Origin of the sequence: Halomonas sp. ISL-56 (assembly GCF_018612805.1) — a bacterium.
GTDB lineage: Bacteria > Pseudomonadota > Gammaproteobacteria > Pseudomonadales > Halomonadaceae > Vreelandella.
This window is the reverse complement of sequence record NZ_JAGGRO010000003.1, coordinates 186,479-204,788: the sequence shown is the minus strand read 5'-3', so window position 1 is coordinate 204,788 and position 18,310 is coordinate 186,479. Positions and strand designations below refer to the sequence as shown.

At 53.3% G+C, this 18,310-nt stretch carries 17 protein-coding genes; 11 read left to right on the top strand and 6 right to left on the bottom strand.

The genetic code is table 11. The features are described 5' to 3' along the window. Positions 1-177: 177 nt before the first annotated feature. From guaD to xdhA, 4 genes are read right to left on the bottom strand one after another with little or no spacing between them, the layout of a single operon-like run. Entirely contained in the window at positions 178-1,497 is a 1,320-nt protein-coding gene (gene guaD, locus J7J49_RS02075; protein ID WP_215089834.1) for a guanine deaminase, read from the bottom strand. A gap of 1 nt (position 1,498) precedes the next feature. Then, positions 1,499-2,368, bottom strand: a complete 870-nt coding sequence (gene xdhC / locus J7J49_RS02070) for a xanthine dehydrogenase accessory protein XdhC (RefSeq protein WP_215089831.1) — start codon at positions 2,366-2,368, stop codon at positions 1,499-1,501. Then, a complete protein-coding gene (xdhB, locus tag J7J49_RS02065; protein ID WP_215089829.1) occupies positions 2,365-4,788 on the bottom strand; it encodes a xanthine dehydrogenase molybdopterin binding subunit in 2,424 nt (807 codons plus the stop codon). The genes xdhC and xdhB overlap by 4 nt, the downstream gene beginning before the upstream one ends. Beyond that, on the bottom strand, positions 4,772-6,229 hold the full coding sequence (gene xdhA / locus J7J49_RS02060; RefSeq protein ID WP_215089827.1) for a xanthine dehydrogenase small subunit: 1,458 nt from the start codon (positions 6,227-6,229) through the stop codon (positions 4,772-4,774). The genes xdhB and xdhA overlap by 17 nt, the downstream gene beginning before the upstream one ends. A 249-nt stretch (positions 6,230-6,478) precedes the next feature. Between xdhA and J7J49_RS02055 the strand changes: the two genes are divergently transcribed. Both J7J49_RS02055 and hrpB read left to right on the top strand, forming a co-directional pair. Next, complete coding sequence (locus J7J49_RS02055; RefSeq protein WP_064233811.1) at positions 6,479-7,138, top strand: TetR/AcrR family transcriptional regulator; 660 nt, start codon at positions 6,479-6,481, stop codon at positions 7,136-7,138. A 10-nt stretch (positions 7,139-7,148) separates the two neighbouring features. Continuing rightward, positions 7,149-9,602, top strand: coding sequence for an ATP-dependent helicase HrpB (gene hrpB, locus J7J49_RS02050; RefSeq protein ID WP_215089824.1), 2,454 nt, complete (start codon positions 7,149-7,151; stop codon positions 9,600-9,602). Between the two features lie 41 nt (positions 9,603-9,643). On the opposite strand, the gene J7J49_RS02045 is transcribed toward hrpB, so the two are convergent. After that, positions 9,644-9,859: a hypothetical protein gene (locus J7J49_RS02045; RefSeq protein ID WP_215089822.1), complete on the bottom strand. Its 216-nt coding sequence runs from the start codon at positions 9,857-9,859 to the stop codon at positions 9,644-9,646. Positions 9,860-10,063: 204 nt separating this feature from the next. On the opposite strand from J7J49_RS02045, the gene J7J49_RS02040 reads away from it, so the two are divergent. From J7J49_RS02040 to J7J49_RS02020, 5 genes are all read left to right on the top strand, one after another. Further along, positions 10,064-10,237: a DUF2970 domain-containing protein gene (locus J7J49_RS02040; RefSeq protein WP_082906612.1), complete on the top strand. Its 174-nt coding sequence runs from the start codon at positions 10,064-10,066 to the stop codon at positions 10,235-10,237. Positions 10,238-10,361: 124 nt separating this feature from the next. After that, the gene (coxB, locus tag J7J49_RS02035; protein ID WP_215089820.1) at positions 10,362-11,477 is read left to right on the top strand and encodes a cytochrome c oxidase subunit II; all 1,116 of its coding nucleotides are present in this window, start codon (positions 10,362-10,364) and stop codon (positions 11,475-11,477) included. 48 nt (positions 11,478-11,525) lie between these two features. Further along, a complete protein-coding gene (ctaD, locus tag J7J49_RS02030) occupies positions 11,526-13,160 on the top strand; it encodes a cytochrome c oxidase subunit I (RefSeq protein ID WP_064233802.1) in 1,635 nt (544 codons plus the stop codon). Positions 13,161-13,200: 40 nt separating this feature from the next. Further along, positions 13,201-13,851, top strand: a complete 651-nt coding sequence (locus tag J7J49_RS02025; protein ID WP_215089818.1) for a cytochrome c oxidase assembly protein — start codon at positions 13,201-13,203, stop codon at positions 13,849-13,851. After that, positions 13,848-14,708 (top strand): cytochrome c oxidase subunit 3, encoded by an 861-nt coding sequence (locus tag J7J49_RS02020; RefSeq protein WP_215089816.1) that lies wholly within the window; start codon positions 13,848-13,850, stop codon positions 14,706-14,708. Before J7J49_RS02025 ends, J7J49_RS02020 begins: the two co-directional genes overlap by 4 nt. A 4-nt stretch (positions 14,709-14,712) precedes the next feature. Here the strand turns inward: J7J49_RS02020 and J7J49_RS02015 are convergent, their stop codons facing one another. Next, positions 14,713-14,904 carry a DUF2909 domain-containing protein gene (locus J7J49_RS02015; RefSeq protein WP_064233794.1) on the bottom strand — a complete coding sequence of 64 codons (192 nt, stop codon included), beginning with the start codon at positions 14,902-14,904 and terminating at the stop codon, positions 14,713-14,715. A 40-nt stretch (positions 14,905-14,944) separates the two neighbouring features. Here J7J49_RS02015 and J7J49_RS02010 point away from each other — a divergent pair, with 40 nt between their 5' ends. The 4 genes from J7J49_RS02010 to cyoE are packed head-to-tail and all read left to right on the top strand — an operon-like array spanning position 14,945 to position 18,260. Continuing rightward, positions 14,945-15,616, top strand: a complete 672-nt coding sequence (locus J7J49_RS02010) for an SURF1 family protein (RefSeq protein ID WP_353048322.1) — start codon at positions 14,945-14,947, stop codon at positions 15,614-15,616. Between the two features lie 10 nt (positions 15,617-15,626). Further along, a complete protein-coding gene (locus tag J7J49_RS22390) occupies positions 15,627-16,241 on the top strand; it encodes a redox-active disulfide-containing membrane protein (RefSeq protein WP_251048092.1) in 615 nt (204 codons plus the stop codon). Between the two features lie 34 nt (positions 16,242-16,275). Next, positions 16,276-17,328, top strand: a complete 1,053-nt coding sequence (locus J7J49_RS01995) for a COX15/CtaA family protein (RefSeq protein ID WP_215089812.1) — start codon at positions 16,276-16,278, stop codon at positions 17,326-17,328. Positions 17,329-17,342: 14 nt separating this feature from the next. Beyond that, positions 17,343-18,260, top strand: coding sequence for a heme o synthase (gene cyoE / locus J7J49_RS01990; protein ID WP_215089810.1), 918 nt, complete (start codon positions 17,343-17,345; stop codon positions 18,258-18,260). The last annotated feature ends 50 nt before the right edge of the window (positions 18,261-18,310 follow it).

Below are 18,310 nucleotides of genomic sequence, written 5' to 3'. Positions count from 1 at the left end.
CCCCATGCGAGAGTAGGTCATCGTCAGGCACTTATTATGAAAAATCCCCCAGGGCTGATGCCTTGGGGGATTTTTTTTTGCGTGAGCGGTAGGTGGTGAGGGGAAAATAGTGAGGAGTGAGGGGTAAACTTCAACACCTCACACCTCACACCTCACACCTCACACCTCACACCTCACTTATACATCCCTGCGGTGTTGGCAAATACCACCGGCCCAGGTTTCATAAATCGCGCGATCATCAGCCAGCATCATTAATGCAAATAGCCGTTCGCCAAGGGTAGTGCAGTGGGTTATGCGCCGTGACAGCAGCGATGTTGCCTGTGGCTCAATCACCACAAAGTCAGCCTCAAGGCTAGGGGCTAGCTGTCCAATGTGACTATCCATCGAGAGCGCTTTTGCATTGCCCAGGGTTAAACCATAAAAGCCCTGCCATGCGGTAAGGGGCTGCCCGCCTAGTTGACCCACTTGATAGGCTGCTTTAAGCGTGCCAAACCCTGATAAGTCGGTGCCTGCACCTATATCGCTGGCAAACGTATAGGCCATCCCCGTTTGTTTGGCGGCTTCCCGGTCGAATAATCCACTGCCAAGAAAGAGATTGGAACTGGGGCAAAAAGCAATATTGGCGCCTCGGTCTGCCAAACGCTTGCGCATGCCATTGTCGAGATGAATACCGTGGGCAAAGGTGCTGCGGGGGCCAACAAGGCCTGCTTCTTCATAAACGGCCAAATAGTCGCGACTACCTGGAAACAGTTCGGCTACCCAGTCCAGCTCACCGCTGTTTTCAGCCAAGTGAGTTTGCAACCAAAGAGTGGGGTCATTGCGTAGAAGGGCGCCGGCAGCGTCCATTTGCGTTTTGGTTGATGTCGGTGCAAAGCGTGGCGTGACGCTATAGCCCAGTCGGCTCTTGCCGTGCCAGTCTTCAATGAGTCGCTCGCTGTCAGCAATGCCTGAAGCACTGTCCATCAGCGCCTCGGGCGCGTTACGATCCATTAACACCTTGCCCACCAACATACGTAATTGGCGCTTTTGACAGGCAGTGAAAAAGGCATCCACGGAACCGGGGTGGCTAGAACCAAATACTTGAGCAGTCGTAGTCCCCGCACGTAGCATCTCATCCAAAAAAGCGTTAGACAGCGCTTCTGCATGGGCGTGACTCGCAAAACGACACTCTTCGGGAAAGGTGTAGTCGTTTAGCCAATCAAGCAGTTGGCGGCCATACGACGCCATGATATCCAATTGAACGTAGTGCACATGGGTGTCAATAAACCCCGGCATAATCAGTTTGTCACGGTAATCGAGAACGTCAGCGCCTTTGGGCAGCGACGGCGCCAATTCAGGAAAGTGGCCGACGGCATGAATATGCTGGCCTTTCAACCAGAGTAAGCCATCACCGTAGTGCTCTAAACTGCCCGGTTGGGGCGTATCGCCATCTCCAGGGTCGCGGGCAAAACTGATCAGTTCGGCACGAATAAACGTATCGGTAGAAGAAGTCGTCATATTAACTCGTGGTCGTCGGAGAATCGGTCAATAGCGTTCGCAGAGACTGGGAATCCAGCCCGCGGTTATCTTGAGAAGTGGGCGTGTCCGTTAGCCAAAGCAGCTCAGCCACCACCGTTAGCGCAATCGCATAGGGCGTTTTATTAGTCAGCTTAGTGGCGTGGATGCGCCCAATAGGGCTTCGCACCCGCGCTATTTGTTCATCAGAGTAACCGTCGCGTTTCAGCCGTCCTGAAAAACTGGCCCACTTGCTGTCAGAACCAATCAGCCCAATTGATGTGACGTCGTCTCGCTCAATTAGCGCTTTGATCAGCATGTAGTCTTCATCATGGTTGTGCGTCAATACCAGCGCATGGGTATCTGCAGGCAAGTCGGCGACGCATTTCTCGACATCACCAAGCGGATAACAGTGAAGTCGCGGCTGGTAATGCCCGGCAAACACATCACTACGGCTATCGTACCAATGTAGTTGCCAGGGGAGCGGGGCGCCCAGTTTGACGATCTCTTGACCGACATGGCCTGCACCAAAGATGGCGATGTGAGCGGTGGCGCCGGGAAAGGCTTCTAAGAGGATATTCACGAAACCGCCGCAGCACTGGCCGCTTCGTCCCCCCAGAGAGAAGGCTTCTAAGCTGAGTCCATAGCGTTGTTCAGCCAAACAGGAACGCGCGGCGGAAATGGTTTGCCATTCAAAGGTACCGCCTCCCAGGGTATCGAAGATTCCATCGTCAGTGATCACCATACGCGCACCCGGCTCGCGGGGTGTTGAGCCAGCGCTGGTCACCTGGGTGGCTAATACATGGGGAATGCCGTCGCGCTGTAAACGGTGCAGTGCCGCATGCCAGGTTTCAGGAGTTTGAGTAAAACTCACAGCGCTTTCTTCCTGATGGCATTGGCCGCCAACATTACCCGCTCCGGCGTGGCCGGGGTGTCTAAGTGAGGCGATATGGCGTAATCGGTAAGGCTCGAAAGGGCATCACGTAACGCTGACCAGACACAAATACCCAGCATAAAGGGGGGCTCGCCTACTGCTTTTGAGCGGTAGAGGCTGGCCATGGAATTGGGGTGCCCCTCTAGCAGGGCGACATTGAAGACCGGCGGTAAATCGCCAAAAGTGGGGATCTTATAGGTTGCTGGGCCATCGCTGACTAAAACGCCTTTATCGTTCCACTTTAGTTCTTCGCTGGTCAACCAGCCCATTCCTTGAATAAAGCCCCCCTCTACTTGTCCAATATCAATGGAGGGATTTAGCGAGTCACCTACATCGTGCAAGATATCGACACGCTCTACCTGATACTCCCCGCTTAGCGTATCTACGCTCACTTCAGCCACCGCAGCGCCAAAGGCGTAATAGTAGAACGGCCGCCCCTGTCCAACTGAGCGATCGTAGTGAATCAGCGGTGTGGCATAAAAGCCTTTTTCAGACAGTGATATGCGATTGAGATAGGCCGTTTGCACTAATTCACCCCAGGGGATAGTGCGTTCGCTTTCACCAAACCCGGCCACCAGCATACCGTCTTCCAGACGCATGCCCTCCCGATCCAGCCCCTCTGAATAGTGCCCGGCGGCAAAATCGAACAGACGTTCACGTAGTTTGCCGGCCGCATCCCGGGCTGCCATACCGTTTAAGTCAGCACCGCTTGAAGCGGCGGTCGGTGAGGTGTTGGGGACTTTATCGGTTCGCGTAGCGGTAATGCGCACCTTTTCTAAATCGAGTCCCAGCTCCTTGGCCACTACCTGGCAAATCTTGGTATGCAACCCTTGACCCATCTCGGTACCGCCGTGATTAATCATCACGCTGCCGTCGGTGTAAACATGCAGAAGGGCGCCTGCCTGGTTAAGGTGTTGAGCGGTAAACGAAATACCAAATTTCACCGGGGTTAGTGCCAAGCCTCTCTTGATAACCGGGCTAGTGGCGTTGAAGTCTCTGATCGCTTTGCGACGCACCCAGTATTCGCTGTCGCTTTCTAGCGTTTCAACGAGTGTATGCAGGAGTTGGCGCTGATCGACCTGCTGGCCGTAGTGGGTCACCTCGCGGCCGTTGCGGTAGAAGTTGCGCTTGCGAACGGTCAACGGATCTTCGCCAACCTGGCGGGCAATGTCATCCATGGCAGCTTCGATGATCATCATACCCTGGGGGCCACCGAAACCCCGAAAGGCGGTATTGGATGCGGTGTGGGTTTTGGCCCGATGCCCAACTACCTGGGCATCCCCCAGAGAGTAGGCGTTGTCGGCATGAAACATCGCACGATCAACGATAGCGTCAGAAAGATCCGGCGAGTAGCCGCAGTCGCCGATCACGGTGATCTCTCCCCCCTGGATAACGCCTTCAGCATCAATGGCGAGCCGATAGCGATTATGGAAGGGGTGGCGTTTACCCGTGGCGCGCATATCTTCACTACGCGGTAAGCGGAGTCGAACCGTTTTGCCGGTACGGCGGGCAATAATCGCGGCGATGCACGCCCAGGGTGAAGCTTGAGTCTCTTTGCCACCAAAGCCACCGCCCATACGGCGCACTTCTACGGTCACGGCATGGAAAGGAATATCGAGCACCTCCGCCACCAGCTTCTGAGTTTCGCTGGGGTGCTGGTTGGAGGTGTGGACGATAACGCCCTCATCTTCAGTAGGATGAACCACACAGGCCTGGCCTTCCAGATAGAAGTGCTCTTGTCCGCCGACGAACAGCTCGCCTTCAACAATCTGTTCCGCATGCTCAAGCGCTTGCTGCCAATCGCCACGGGTCTGCACATGGGAAGGGCGCACAAACTCCTCACGCTCTGTCGCGGCCACTGGGTCTAAACTGGCAGGCTGTTCATCGATGCTAATGGCGGCTAACTTGACGGCACGGCGAGCCGCCTGCAGCGACGTTGCGGCAACGGCGAAGAGGCATTGGCCTGCGTAGCTGATCTCCTGATCGACAAAAATAGGATCACCGGGAAAGACCGGCCCGATATCGGTATGGCCGGGCACTTCATGAAAAGTAATCACATCGACTACCCCCGGCGCTTCTTTGACCTTGTTAAGATCAAGCTGCGTTAAGGTGCCGTGGGCGACAGGCGAGAGACCTAGCGCTACATGCAGTGCATCGGCCGGTGCGGCCAAGTCGTCGATATAAGCCGCCTTGCCGGTGACGTGTTTTTCGGCACTTTCATGAAAACTTGAGCTACCTGCTTGCCGCTGTCCGGTACTGTCGACCGTATGGCGTGCTAAGGGGCCAGCGCCTTGAATGTGGTCGTGTAGTTCACGGCGGGCACGGCTGCTATCGCCGTCCAGTTTAGTGAGCGTACGCATGGAGCATCACCTCGTGGTCGGACGCTGAGAGAGAAAGATAGAGGCGTTCAAACAGGTTCTTGGCGGCTTGCTGGCGATACTGCTGGCTGCCCCGCACGTCACTCATGGGCTGGAAGTCATTATCGAGTGCCTGCTGAGCGGCGCGAAACGCCTCACGGGTAATAGCACTGCCCTCAAGCGCTGCTTCGGCTGCCAACGCGCGTTTGGGAGTAGCGGCCATACCGCCAAAGGCGATCCGCACATCACGCAAAACACCCTGCTCAACGCGGTAGCTAAAGGCGCCGAGCAGCGCGGAGATATCATCTTCGCGACGCTTGGAGAGCTTCCAGACGCGTAGTTGGCTGCCTTCAACCGGCTGGGGAACGAAAATTCGCGAAATGACTTCATCAGCCGCCAACGCGGTCTTTTTGTAATCGAGGAAGAAATCCTCAAGCGCTAGGCGACGCTTGCCGGTTACGCTGGCAAGCTCTACCTGGGCACCTAAGGCCAATAGCACGGGAGGCGTATCGCCAATGGGGGAAGCATTGGCAATATTGCCGCCCAGGGTTCCCCGGTTGCGAATCTGCTGGGAGCCCAGCCGGTGCAGTAGATGTGCAAAAGATGGAAAGTGCGCTTCAAACAGGGGTTCGAGCTGGGTATAGGTCATCCCGGCGCCTATCCACCAGCCGGTTTGATTCTCCAACTGAGCCTCTTCAATGGTGAGTAGCTCGGCAACGCGAGAAACGTCAATCAATTGATCAAGGGGAGCCAAACGCTGAGTGCTCTCCAGCCAGAGGTCGGTGCCACCCGCCACCAAGCGTGCCTGGGGGGATGATTGGCGTAGTTGCGCTAGTTCAGCCAACGACGCCGGTTGGGCAAAAAAGGCAACCGTTTGCGACGAATCTGAAGGCTGCGTATCGATTTCTGAGTCGGGCAGTGTTGCATCGAACCATTGAGGGCGCTGGTAAGGAATAGCATTCATACTCAGCGCTGCATCCCGAATCGGCCGATAGCCAGTGCAGCGGCACAAGTTGCCGCCTAGCGCGGCTTCAAGTCGCTCTGGTGTTAGCGGGGAGGGGCGCTGGGTAAGGTCGTTGTGCAGAGTGAAAAGCGACATGACAATACCCGGCGTACAAAAACCACACTGGCTACCATGGTATTCGATCATCGCTTGCTGGGCGGGGTGCAAGTGACCCTTTTCTGATAACCCTTCAACGGTCACTAGGTGCCTACCCTGTAACTGGTGGGCTGGCGTAATGCAGGCGTTAGCGCTGGTATAACGTTGCGTTCCAGTCGTTGACTCGCCAATCGCCACGGTACAGGCGCCACAGTCGCCGGAAGCGCAGCCCTCTTTGGTACCCGTTTGGGCCAAATGCTCGCGCAAAAGGGTTAAAATACTAGTGTCGGGTGAAACGTCACACCGCTGGGGGGTACCATTGAGCAGGAACGCAATCGTTGCCATGCCGAACTCCACTGTGATTGTATAGACCGGGATTGAGCTGACCGATCGGTCAATATGCGTTGAGCTTGGGACAAAACGCCCTACCTTGCAAGTATTTGCTCACTGCACAGGAGTGGGGCGAGCTAGTATAAAATGCCAATTTTTGGGGCAATTCGCTAGAAGCCTGTTCGGCTTGCCCGATCATCGCAGTAAAACAGTGTTAAGTCAGACAGGCTTCTCGCCTAGCCATATCACCAAGGAACCTTGTTAATGACCGCCGCATCTGCCACTTCTGAAAGCCCTAGCCGGGAAAGAATCGAGTCGAGTATCCTGCTTGCCGCGGAGCAAGTGTTTTCTCAGCACGGCTACCGCGGGGCGAGCTTGCAAGTGATTGCTGATCGCGCCGGTCTCCCTAAAGCCAATATTTTGTACTACATGGGCAGTAAGCAGGCGCTTTATGTGCGGCTGCTTAACCGCATGATGCGTCGCTGGAATGAAGTGCTTGAAGACATTACCCCTGACAGCGACCCTGCGACGGTGCTCAGTGACTTTATCCGCACTAAAATGGTGCTTGGCCAGCGCTATCCCGAAGGTTCCAAACTCTTTGCGGCGGAAATTTTAGCTGGTGCCCCCTTCATAAGTGATTATCTGGCGGGCGAGCTACGTGACTGGGTTGCCTCGCGGGCGGCAATTATTCGCCAGTGGTCGGCACAGGGAAAAATGGATGCTGTCGATCCACGCTGGCTGATTTTCCTGATTTGGTCTGCTACCCAGCACTACACTGAATATAGTGCCCAAGTGTCCGGTATTCTAGGAAGAGATGCGCTGAACGACGATGACCTTGAGTCGATATCGACGTTTTTAGAGCACGTCATTTTAAAAGGCTGTGGCATACCGCAGCCAGCTGTTAAAGCACACCCGCAGGAGTAGTGAAACGCGAATGAGTGTGCTCCCGATTGATCAGCATCTTGATCCCTTAAATGATGTTTTAGCTTCCCATAACCGCCTGATGCTGATTGCCCAGCCGGGGGCGGGTAAGACCACCCGCGTTCCGCTGAGTTTATTAGCGAGCTATTGGGCTAAAGGGCAAAAATTACTGCTGCTGGAGCCTCGTCGCGTCGCTGCGCGTTTGGCTGCTACGTTTATGGCTCAGCAATTGGGTGAGAACGTTGGTCAAACGGTGGGGTATCGCATGCGTGGCGATAGCTGTGTTAGTGCACAAACCCGCTTGGAGGTAGTGACCCAGGGGGTACTCACCCGAATGCTGCAAGACGACCCGTTGCTAGAAGGTGTTGCCGGGATCATCTTTGATGAATTTCATGAGCGTAGTTTAGAAGCCGACGTGGGTTTGGCGCTTGCGCTGGACGTGCAGACCAGTATCCGCGACGATTTGCGCTTATTGGTGATGTCGGCAACCTTGGATGTTGAGGCGCTCAAGCGGGTTCTGGGTGAAGAAGTGCCTGTCATCGAGTGCCATGGGCGCCAGTTTCCGGTAACAACGGCCTATCGTCCTTCACTAAGTGGCGAAGAGAGTGTCAGCCACGCACTTAGAGTGCTCAATGAAGCACTTTCAATACCTGATACTCAGGATATATTAGTGATTTTGCCCGGTGTGGCTGAGATAAATCGCCTAGTACAGGCATTGGATAGCGCCTTACCCGCTCTGGTGATCAGGCCGCTGCACGGCAGAATGAGCATCGCTGAGCAGCAGGCCGCCTTGGCGGCGAATACATCAAAACAACGCATTATTGTTTCCACCGCCATTACCGAATCGAGTATCACCGTTGATGGCGTAAATGTGGTGATTGACGGTGGCCTGGAGCGAGTGCCGCTTTTTCAATCGCGTACCGGGTTAACCCGATTAACGACCCGGCGAATTAATCGCGCCAGCGCTGATCAGCGGCGGGGGCGTGCAGGGCGTCAGCGGGAGGGCCGCTGTTTTCGGCTTTGGGCCCAGGAGCAGACCTTGGCGCCTTACGGTGAACCGGAAATCCAGCAGGCGGATCTCTCATCGCTAGTGCTCGAGCTAGCGTGCTGGGGCGTCGCAGCGCCACAAGCGCTAAGCTGGGTAACGCCGCCGCCGGAGGGCGCCTGGCGAAGTGGCCAAGCACTGCTGGTGCAACTGGGGGTATTAGACGAGCACCACAAGCTAACCCCTTTGGGCAGCCGATGTGCCCGTTGGCCAGTTGAGCCGAGAATTGCCGTGATGCTGGAGCGAGCGGCTAACTTCAATGCTGTGCCTTTGGCTTGCGGGGTCGCGGCACTACTAGAGGAGCGTGACAGCAACGAGCGCTCGCTTCACGATGCATTAGCCCTGCGGCTTCGCCAGCCTAAACGATTCCCCAGTTGGCAGCGCGAAGCGCTTAGGCTAGCAAAAAGAGCAGGGGTAGCGCTTAGTGACGCCGCGCTAGAACCGCTTGGGCCACTCTTAGCACTGGCTTACCCAGAACGCATTGGCCAGCAAGTAAGCCCTGGCAACTTTCGGCTTGCCAATGGCAAAACCGCTACTTTGCCGTTGAACGATACGCTGGCGCATCAGCCCTATTTGGTCGCCGTGGCGTTAAATATTACGGCGGGTGGGCAGGCACGTGTTACCGCAGGCGAGCCGCTGTCAATCGCGTCGCTGCTTTCGCTATACCCCAGTATTCAGCAATGGCAGCCGCGGGTAAGGTGGTCGCAAGAAGAGGGGCGTCTGGCCGGTGAAGAGGTACAGGCGCATGGTAGCCTCATCATTGCCAAACGGCCTTTAGCGGATATGCCGGAAAAGGCGGTAAAAGAGGCGCTATTGGGCGCCTTACGTCAGCAGCCTGAAAAGCTTTTCGGCGATAAGTTATTTGGCGAAAAGCTACAGCAGTTGCGTGGGCGAATGGCGCTGCTTCGTGAGTATCAGGGAGAGGCGTGGCCTGACTGGTCTGAGGAGGCATTGCTAGCCTCGTTAGATCATTGGCTAGCTCCCTACTTGATCGGGATCAGTCGGCTGAGCCAAATTGAGAAATTGCCCTTAGAGCGTTATTTGCTCAATTCGCTGCCTTGGGAGACGCAAAGGGAATTTGAGCAGCTAACGCCATTAACGCTTGAAGTTCCCAGCGGCAAGTTGGTTGGCATAGATTACCTGCCGTGTCTTTCCCAGTGCCCACCTGTTTTAGCTTTGAAACTGCAGGAGGCCTTTGGTTGGCAGGTAACACCCTCCGTTGTGGAGGGCACCGTTGCGGTGATGATTCATCTACTTTCACCTGCGCGCAGACCGCTGCAGGTAACTCAGGATTTAGTCAGCTTTTGGCAAAATGGCTATCCTGAAGTGCGCAAAGAGATGCGCGGGCGCTATCCCAAGCACCCCTGGCCAGAAGACCCTCTAACGGCACCCGCCACTGCGCACACCAAGCGTAAGGTATGACTGTTTTGACACTCTTTGCACATATACAAACTGCTGGATAGTTACTCGCTGCGCTTTTCCTGGATTTCGTCAGGAATGCGGTAGCGCACGCCGTCTATCCGCTCTTCTTCGTAGCGTTGATTCTCTTCCTCAGGCACAACGCCGATGACGGTTTCCTGAGAGCCGTCCGGCCATGTATAAGTCGTACAACCGGTTAACAGCAGCGGAACAATAACAAATAGCGCATTGATGGGTAATGCGAGGCGGCGCTTGAGCATAAGGCACTCCATTGGTTGGCGCTGATCCTGAGAATAAGTTGAGTATCTCACATTGAGAAACTTTAGGTAGTCATTTGCCTGACTGTAAATGCTTAGATTTCGTCTCTTTACCCTGACTTAATGCTTATGTATGCCTATGATAATAGTAGTTAACTCATTCAGGGCTGAATAAATGCGTGAGTGTCAACTCCCCTCGGAGGTTCTATGTGGTCGGTGGTGAAGTCAGTTTTGGCGGCCTTGATAGGCGTTCAGAGTAACCAAAAAAGGGAGGAGGACTTTAGCAGTGGCAGGCCAGCAGCCTATCTTGCCACCGGTGTAGTGGTTACATTGCTATTTGTTTTGCTGCTTATTTTTTTGGCCATGATGGCGGCCCGCTGAAAAGCGTTGATAGCGTTAAATAAGCAAAGCGTGACGAATCGCACATATTTTCTATACTGCTAATATCTCATTTAACCCTGTCCTAATCTAACGATAAGTAATAACAATAAAATTGGAGGTCTCTATGCGTTCACGGTGGTGGTGGCTAATAGCCATAGTCCTAGCTGCAAGTGAGTCTCAGGCTCAGTCCAACGGTTGGAACATGCCCGTTGGGGTAACAGATGTGAGCAGCGATATTTATGGCTTGCACATGACCATTTTTTGGATATGTGTCGTGATTGGCGTGGTGGTATTTGGGGCAATGTTCTACTCATTGTTTCGTTATCGTCACTCCAAAGGAGCAAAGGCAGCTCACTTTCACGAACATACCAGTGTGGAAGTGTTATGGACTGCCATCCCCATTCTTATCCTGGTCGGTATGGCAGTACCTGCTACCGCCACGTTAAAAAATATGTACGACTCATCAAACGCCGAGTTGGACGTCATGATTACTGGCCAGCAGTGGCGTTGGCGCTACGAGTATCTTGGTGAAGATGTAGCATTTACTTCCAATATGAGTACTCCGAGAGCACAAATCAGTGGCGAAGAAGCCCGTGGTGAGCATTACTTATTAGAGGTCGACGAACCACTGGTACTGCCAATTAACCGTAAGGTGCGTTTTCTAATGACCTCGGACGACGTTATTCACTCATGGTGGGTGCCGGACTTGGCGGTCAAGCAGGATACGATTCCCGGCTTTATTAATGAGAACTGGGTAAAAATCAATGAACCGGGGATTTATCGTGGTCAATGTGCGGAGCTGTGCGGTATCGATCATGGCTTTATGCCGGTGGTGGTGCATGCCGTAGAGGAAGAAGAGTTTGAAACTTGGTTGGCCGAGCGGAAAGAGGCCGCTGAACAGGAGGCAATGGGAGTTGATCGTGAATGGGAAATGGCGGAGCTAGTTGAGCGCGGTGAATCCGTTTATCAAGCTATCTGCTCCTCTTGTCATCAAGCTGAAGGCCAGGGAGCGCCACCTGCGTTTCCGGCTCTGGCCAATAACGAACAGCTATTAAGCGATGTGGATTGGCACCTTGATAAGGTGATCAACGGTGTCTCGGGTGCGGCAATGCCCGCTTTTCGAAGCACCTTGAATCCGGTTGAATTGGCCGCTGTGGTCACCTATACGCGTAATGCTTGGGGTAATGAGACGGGAGATGTGGTGCAACCTTCTGAAGTGGCTGAATTAATTGCCCAATGATCCTAGTTTGCCACCAAATCGGACAACAACAATATTTCGGAGAGTCACATGGCACCAAAATTGCCCCCTCAGCCACCACTACAACATAGCTCTACAGCCGTCGCCGACGGGCAGTCGCATGGACATGCTGCGCCGCCCAAAGGTATTTTGCGTTGGTTATTGACCACCAACCATAAAGAGATCGGCTCTCTATACCTGATTTTTTCGCTGACGATGTTTTTTATCGGCGGAATATTTGCCCTAGTGGTCAGGGCCGAGCTTTTTCAGCCCGGCTTACAGTTGGTCGAACCTGAGTTTTTTAACCAGATGACCACCATGCATGGCTTGATAATGGTATTCGCCGCGGTAATGCCGGCTTTTACCGGTCTAGCCAACTGGATGATACCGCTGCAGATTGGCGCACCGGATATGGCGTTGCCGCGGTTAAATAACTTCAGTTTTTGGCTGCTGCCGGTGGCTTTTACGTTGCTACTTTCAACACTGTTTATGCCCGGTGGCGGCCCTAACTTTGGCTGGACTTTTTATGCACCGCTGTCGACTACTTATGCACCGCCTTCTACGACCTTCTTTATTTTAGCGCTGCATATCGCGGGTATTAGCTCTATTCTCGGTGCCATCAACATTATCGCGACCATTCTAAATATGCGTGCGCCGGGTATGCGTTTAATGGATATGCCGTTATTTGTTTGGACATGGCTGATTACAGCCTTCCTGCTTATCGCGGTGATGCCGGTACTGGCTGGGGTTATCACCATGATGCTCATGGATATTAATTTTGGCACCAGTTTCTTTGACGCAGCAGGTGGTGGTGATCCGGTGTTGTTTCAGCATCTGTTCTGGTTTTTCGGTCATCCCGAAGTTTACATCATGATTCTGCCCGCCTTTGGGATTGTCTCGGCGATCATCCCTACCTTTGCGCGTAAGCCTCTATTTGGCTACGCATCCATGGTGTATGCCACGGCCGCCATTGCATTGCTGTCGTTTTTAGTCTGGGCTCACCATATGTTTATCGTGGGGCTTCCCCTGGTGGCAGAGCTGTTTTTTATGTACTCCACTATGCTGATCGCCGTGCCTACTGGGGTTAAGGTGTTTAACTGGGTGACTACACTGTTTCGCGGCTCAATCAGTTTTGAATCGCCGATGCTATTTTCCCTAGCCTTCGTGGTGCTATTTACCATCGGTGGCTTCTCCGGTCTGATGTTGGCTATCGCGCCAGCGGATTTTCAGTATCACGATACCTACTTCGTCGTAGCCCACTTCCACTATGTGCTAGTACCAGGGGCGATCTTCGCCATTATGGCGGGTGTGTATTACTGGCTACCGAAATGGACGGGGCACTATCCCAATGAGCGGCTGGCTCAATGGCATTTTTGGTTCTCGATTATTGGCGTCAACTTAACCTTCTTCCCCATGCACTTCGCTGGCTTGGCGGGGATGCCACGGCGAATCCCTGACTACGCTCTCCAGTTTGCTGATTTTAACTTGCTTTCAAGTATCGGAGCTTTCTTCTTCGGTGCGTCGCAACTGCTGTTTGTATTGGGCGTTATCCTATGCATACGTGGTGGTAAAAAAGCGCCCGCCAAAGCATGGGAAGGCGCGGTTGACCTGGAGTGGACGGTGCCTAGTCCAGCGCCACTGCATACATTTGAAACGCCGCCAGTGTTTCACCGCACGTCTCACTAAAAATACATAAACCACACGGGTCGCTGGCCTAAGAGGTGTTATGAATAGTCAAGAGCAGACGCAAGTGGGGGTGCGCCGCACGGTCATTAGGACAGTCGCCGTACTGGTCGGCATGTTTGGGTTTGCCTTTGCATTAGTGCCGCTTTATGACGTTTTTTGTCGGATCACCGGTCTTAACGGCAAAGTGGATGCCACTGCGCAAAGCATTGTGCATGAAGAGGTGGATGAATCGCGCTATATCAATGTGCAATTTATCACTCGTGGCAGCCCCGGGCTGCCGTGGCAGATGAGTGTTGAAATGCGCCAAATGAGCGTCCACCCCGGGCAAATGGCGGAAGTCGATTTTACCTTTACCAATAATAGCCATAGCGAAAGCTGGGGGAGAGCAGTGCCTAGTGTGTCTCCCTCTGCTGCTACGACGCATCTACGTAAAATCAGCTGCTTCTGCTTTCAAGAGCAACTGTTGAAGGGCGAGGAGCGACTAACCATACCGCTAGTATTCCAGCTGGCGCGTGACCTGCCTGCAGATATTAATACCATTACGCTGGTGTATACCTTGTATCCAGTAGAGCATGCGATTCGGAATGCTTCACTAAATAGCGCTAAAAGCGACCTAGAGAATGAGAACGACCCCAGTAATAATCTGAGTATAGACCCCAAAAACAATAAAGCGGCGGGAGAAGCGATATGAGCAGTGGTAGCTATTATGTTCCGGCGAGTAGTCGGTGGCCTGTTCTAGGATCAGTGGCTGTGGGCGCCATGATGGTTGGGGCCGGTATTAAGCTCGTCTACGACACTGGATTGCCATTGGTGTTAATCGGGGTGTTGGGCGTTATTGCGGTGATGGGGCTCTGGTTCCGTGACGTGATTAGCGAGTCCCGGGGTGGGCTATATGATGCTCAAATGGATCGCTCATTTCGCTGGGGTATGGGCTGGTTTATTTTTTCGGAAGTGATGTTTTTCGCCGCCTTTTTTGGCGCACTGTTTTACGTACGTATGTTTGCTATCCCATGGTTAGGGGGGGAAGGGGCAAAAGGCGTTTCTGCACTGCTATGGCCTGACTTTGTCGCCACATGGCCGCTGCTGAACCCGCCAGACTCAGCTATCGCTGGGCCCCAACAAGTCTTTAGCCCTTGGCAACTGCCTCTCGTCAATACGCTGATTTTGATTACTTCTAGCATCACACTCACCGTTGCCCACGAAGCCTTAAAAGTGGGTGACCGTAAAACATGTCGCAACTGGCTGACGGGCACTGTGCTGTTAGGTTGTTGCTTTATCATGATTCAGGGCATTGAGTATTACGAGGCCTACGCCCATTACGGAATCACCTTAGAAGCTGGGATCTTTGGTGCAACGTTCTTTATTTTGACGGGTTTCCATGGGGTTCACGTCATTATCGGCACGCTGATTTTAGCCACCATGCTGGTGCGTATTTATAAGGGGCACTTCGCTGACGAAAACCATTTTGGTTTTGAGGCCTCTTGCTGGTATTGGCACTTTGTTGATGTGGTCTGGGTGGGTCTATTTATTTTTGTCTATGTCTTATAGGCCATTAGCCTAACTGGCCCGACCAATAGCCATAAATAATAAGGGCCATGAGCAGGCAGGCTAAGCCAATTCTCCATTTGAGCGAGAGCAGCAGGCGGCGTGAAGAGGCGTTATCACGCAGTAAGAAGCCTGCTCCCATGGCCAAGCTGATAACCATCGCAATAAATACGGCGGCAATGAGTAGTTGTAACCACATGATGAGAACCTCTCGGCAATGGCGTTTTTATAGTTGGTGTATGTTTTGGAGTTTGCTGGTCACGCTAGGCGCTTGTTTAGGACTATGGCAGTGGGAGAGGGCAGATGACAAGCGCTTAGCAATGGCCGTTCGCAATGCAGCCCCTGCTTTGGTGCAGCCTACTGAGCAGCCAGACCAAGGCGCCCAGGTGACGTTGCGGGGGGAGTACTTGACTGAGCATACACTTTATTTGGATAACCGAGTTGTGAATGGAAAAGTGGGTGTGGCGGTGCTAACGCCACTGCGTGATGCTTACGGTCAGATTTGGCTTGTTCAGCGAGGGTTCTTAGCAACTGGGCCTCGTCGTGAGCCACCTCATGCAGCTACACCCAGTGGTATGGTTGAGTTAACCGGCGAGTGGCAGGAGGTTCAAGCGGGCGGGCCGCTATATGGAGAGAATAGAGAAGGTGTGAGGCTGCAACAGCTTAGCCTTGAACCCTGGCACGCTTCACTAGGTTCCTTTAGCTACCCAGGATGGCTACACGCTAATGAAGGCGATGGGGTTTTGATCCCTTGGTGGGAAGCTAATGTCATGCCTCCCAGTCGGCATATGGGTTATGCGTTTCAGTGGTGGGGTCTATCCCTGGCGGCCATGGTGGTCATGTTGATTGGTGGCCAAAGATTGCGTCGCGATAGTGCTCAACAAGAGCCTTTAGGTCATAAAAATAAATAGGGGTGAAAGTATGCAGGACGCCAAACATATACGCCGCCAGCGGCTCAAATTAATCCTTATTTTTGCAATATTTGCGGCGCCCATGGTGGCTGCTTGGGGAATGGTCGAGTTCCGCATAGGTATTCCAGACCAGCATACAGCTCACGGAAAGGTAGATTTGGAATTACCCGTTCTCAATGAATGGCCTTTAGCTCTGTCGAATGAACCTGGGTTAGATGGGCCTGAATTAAGTAGACTTGGGTTAAATGAACCTGGGTTAAATGAACCTGGGTTAAATGAACCAGGCTCGACTGAAACTAGGTCGGCTGTTAATGGCCAGGAAGAGTGGATATTGGCGTTTGACTGCACCCAGCAGTGCGAACAGCGTAAGGATGAGTTTTGGAGGCTTCACCGCGCCCTAGGGCGCGAAGCACCGAGGTTAATCCGCCTGCGGATTGGTGGAGATTCTGAACCGCTACCGGGAGAAATGACTAGCGAATGGCGGCACTTTCCTCCATGGCGTGAAGATAACTCAGTGTGGTTGCTTGATCCTATGGGGCGCCCGGCATTGTCATTTGAGGCAAATGTTGCCACCAAGTACGTGCTTGATGATATCCAGCATTTACTGAAAGTGAATCCACAATAAAAAATGCGCTAACCCCTGCTGTTAAGGATACGCCATGCACAATTCATGTGAACGCCGCTTGCGATGGTTAGTGCGATTAACGCTGGCAGGTACTCTGTTTACCGCAGTGGTCATGTTGGTAGGCGCCTGGACACGTTTAGTCGATGCGGGTCTAGGCTGTCCCGATTGGCCTGGTTGCTACGGAAAGCTATTAGTCCCCGATAGTGAACTTGCTACGCTGCGCCATCCTGACGTCCCGTTAGAGCCCTTTAAAGCGTGGGTGGAAATGATTCATCGCTATATTGCGACGCTCTTGGGGCTGCTGGTGCTCAGCGTTGTAGCGTTAGGTTGGCCTTTGCGCCGTCGTCGGGATTATCCGTGGCACCTCAGCTTGATGCTACTCGTCGTTATTTTGCTCCAGGGCGCATTTGGTGCCTTCACTGTTACGCTCAAATTATGGCCTCAAGTCGTTACCCTTCATCTACTTGGCGGGTTGAGTGTATTGCTGTTGTTCTTTTGGTTGCATCTTCGCTTACGCCTCACCGCAACGCCAAAGCCGACAAGTGAGCCGCGGCGTGCTAATGCGTGGTGGGGTATTGCGGCATGTTTGCTGGTTGTGCAACTGGCGCTAGGCGGTTGGGTGTCGAGCAATTATGCCGGTATCGCTTGCCAGGGATTCCCCACTTGCAATGGTCAATGGATACCCGCGATGGACATTAGCGAAGGATTTCATCTTACCCAGACCGTAGGGCCCAATTACCTACATGGGCAGTTGCATGCTGACGCACGTACCGCGATCCAAGTGGCTCATCGCCTGGTAGCATTGTTGCTTGGTGTCGGGCTAATAGCGCTCTGGTGGCGTTATCGGCATTGGCAGAGTGTTGCAAGGCCGTTAGCAATAGTCGTCGGCTTGTATGCGCTGCAAGCCGCTTTGGGGATTGCCAATGTGGTGCTTTGGTTGCCGCTATGGCTGGCGCTACTGCACACAGCTGGTGCCATTGCATTGGCCGCTGGAATCGTTTGGGCATGGTGGCGTTGGCGCTACCAAGAGGCTGGCGCCTACTCAACGACTACTCATTCACCTTATAACAACGTTATCGCTCAATAAAAGGGAAGCATGCCATGCGAAATATAACAATGACGCTACCCACGGCACTGCCTTCTATGGTGTGGGGCTGGAAAGAGCTATTGGGCCTGTGCAAGATTAAAGTGGTGGCCGTTATGTTGGTATGTACGGCCGTAGGGATGGCATTAGCTATCCCGGGTTTACCACCGCTAACGAACGTAATCTTTGGTTTAGCCGGTATCGGCTTGGCCTCTTGCGGTGCGGCCGCTTTTAATCATGTCATTGACCGCCGCTTGGATGCGTTAATGACGCGAACTGCTCGCCGCCCTGTGGCAAGTAAGCGGCTACCTGTGGCGATTGCTTTGGTTTGGGCGTGCATGCTTTCTGCCGCAGGTGTTGCGCTATTGGCCTGGCAGGTTAACCATTTAACAGCTGCGCTAACCTTTGCTTCCCTGATTGGCTATGCGCTGATTTATACCGCTTTTTTAAAGCGGGCGACGCCACAAAATATCGTTATTGGTGGGGTGGCTGGCGCGGCGCCACCACTTTTAGGTTGGGTCGCTATCACCGGGCAAATAACCCCTGAACCGCTGCTGCTGATGCTGATTATTTTTGCCTGGACGCCGCCACATTTTTGGGCGCTGGCCATTCATAAGCGCGATGATTATGCGCGGGCTGGTATCCCTATGCTACCTGTTACTCACGGGATTCCTTTTACACGGCTGCAAATTTGGCTGTATGGGTGGTTAACCGTATTAACCACGTTATTGCCGGTGATGATAGGTATGAGTGGCGTACTCTACCTATTCATCGTGGCGTGTCTTAATGCACGCTTTATTGTCTGGAATTGGCGAGTGTGGCGTGGGCAGGATCCTGCTGCCCCGATTGGCGCATTCTGGTTCTCTATTCGCTATCTATTGGGGGTTTTTGGTGCGCTAATACTCGATCACTATGCTGTGGCACTGGTCTGGTAATGCAGCGCATAAAATGATCCTTGGGCTACTCATTCAGCTAGATGGAACAC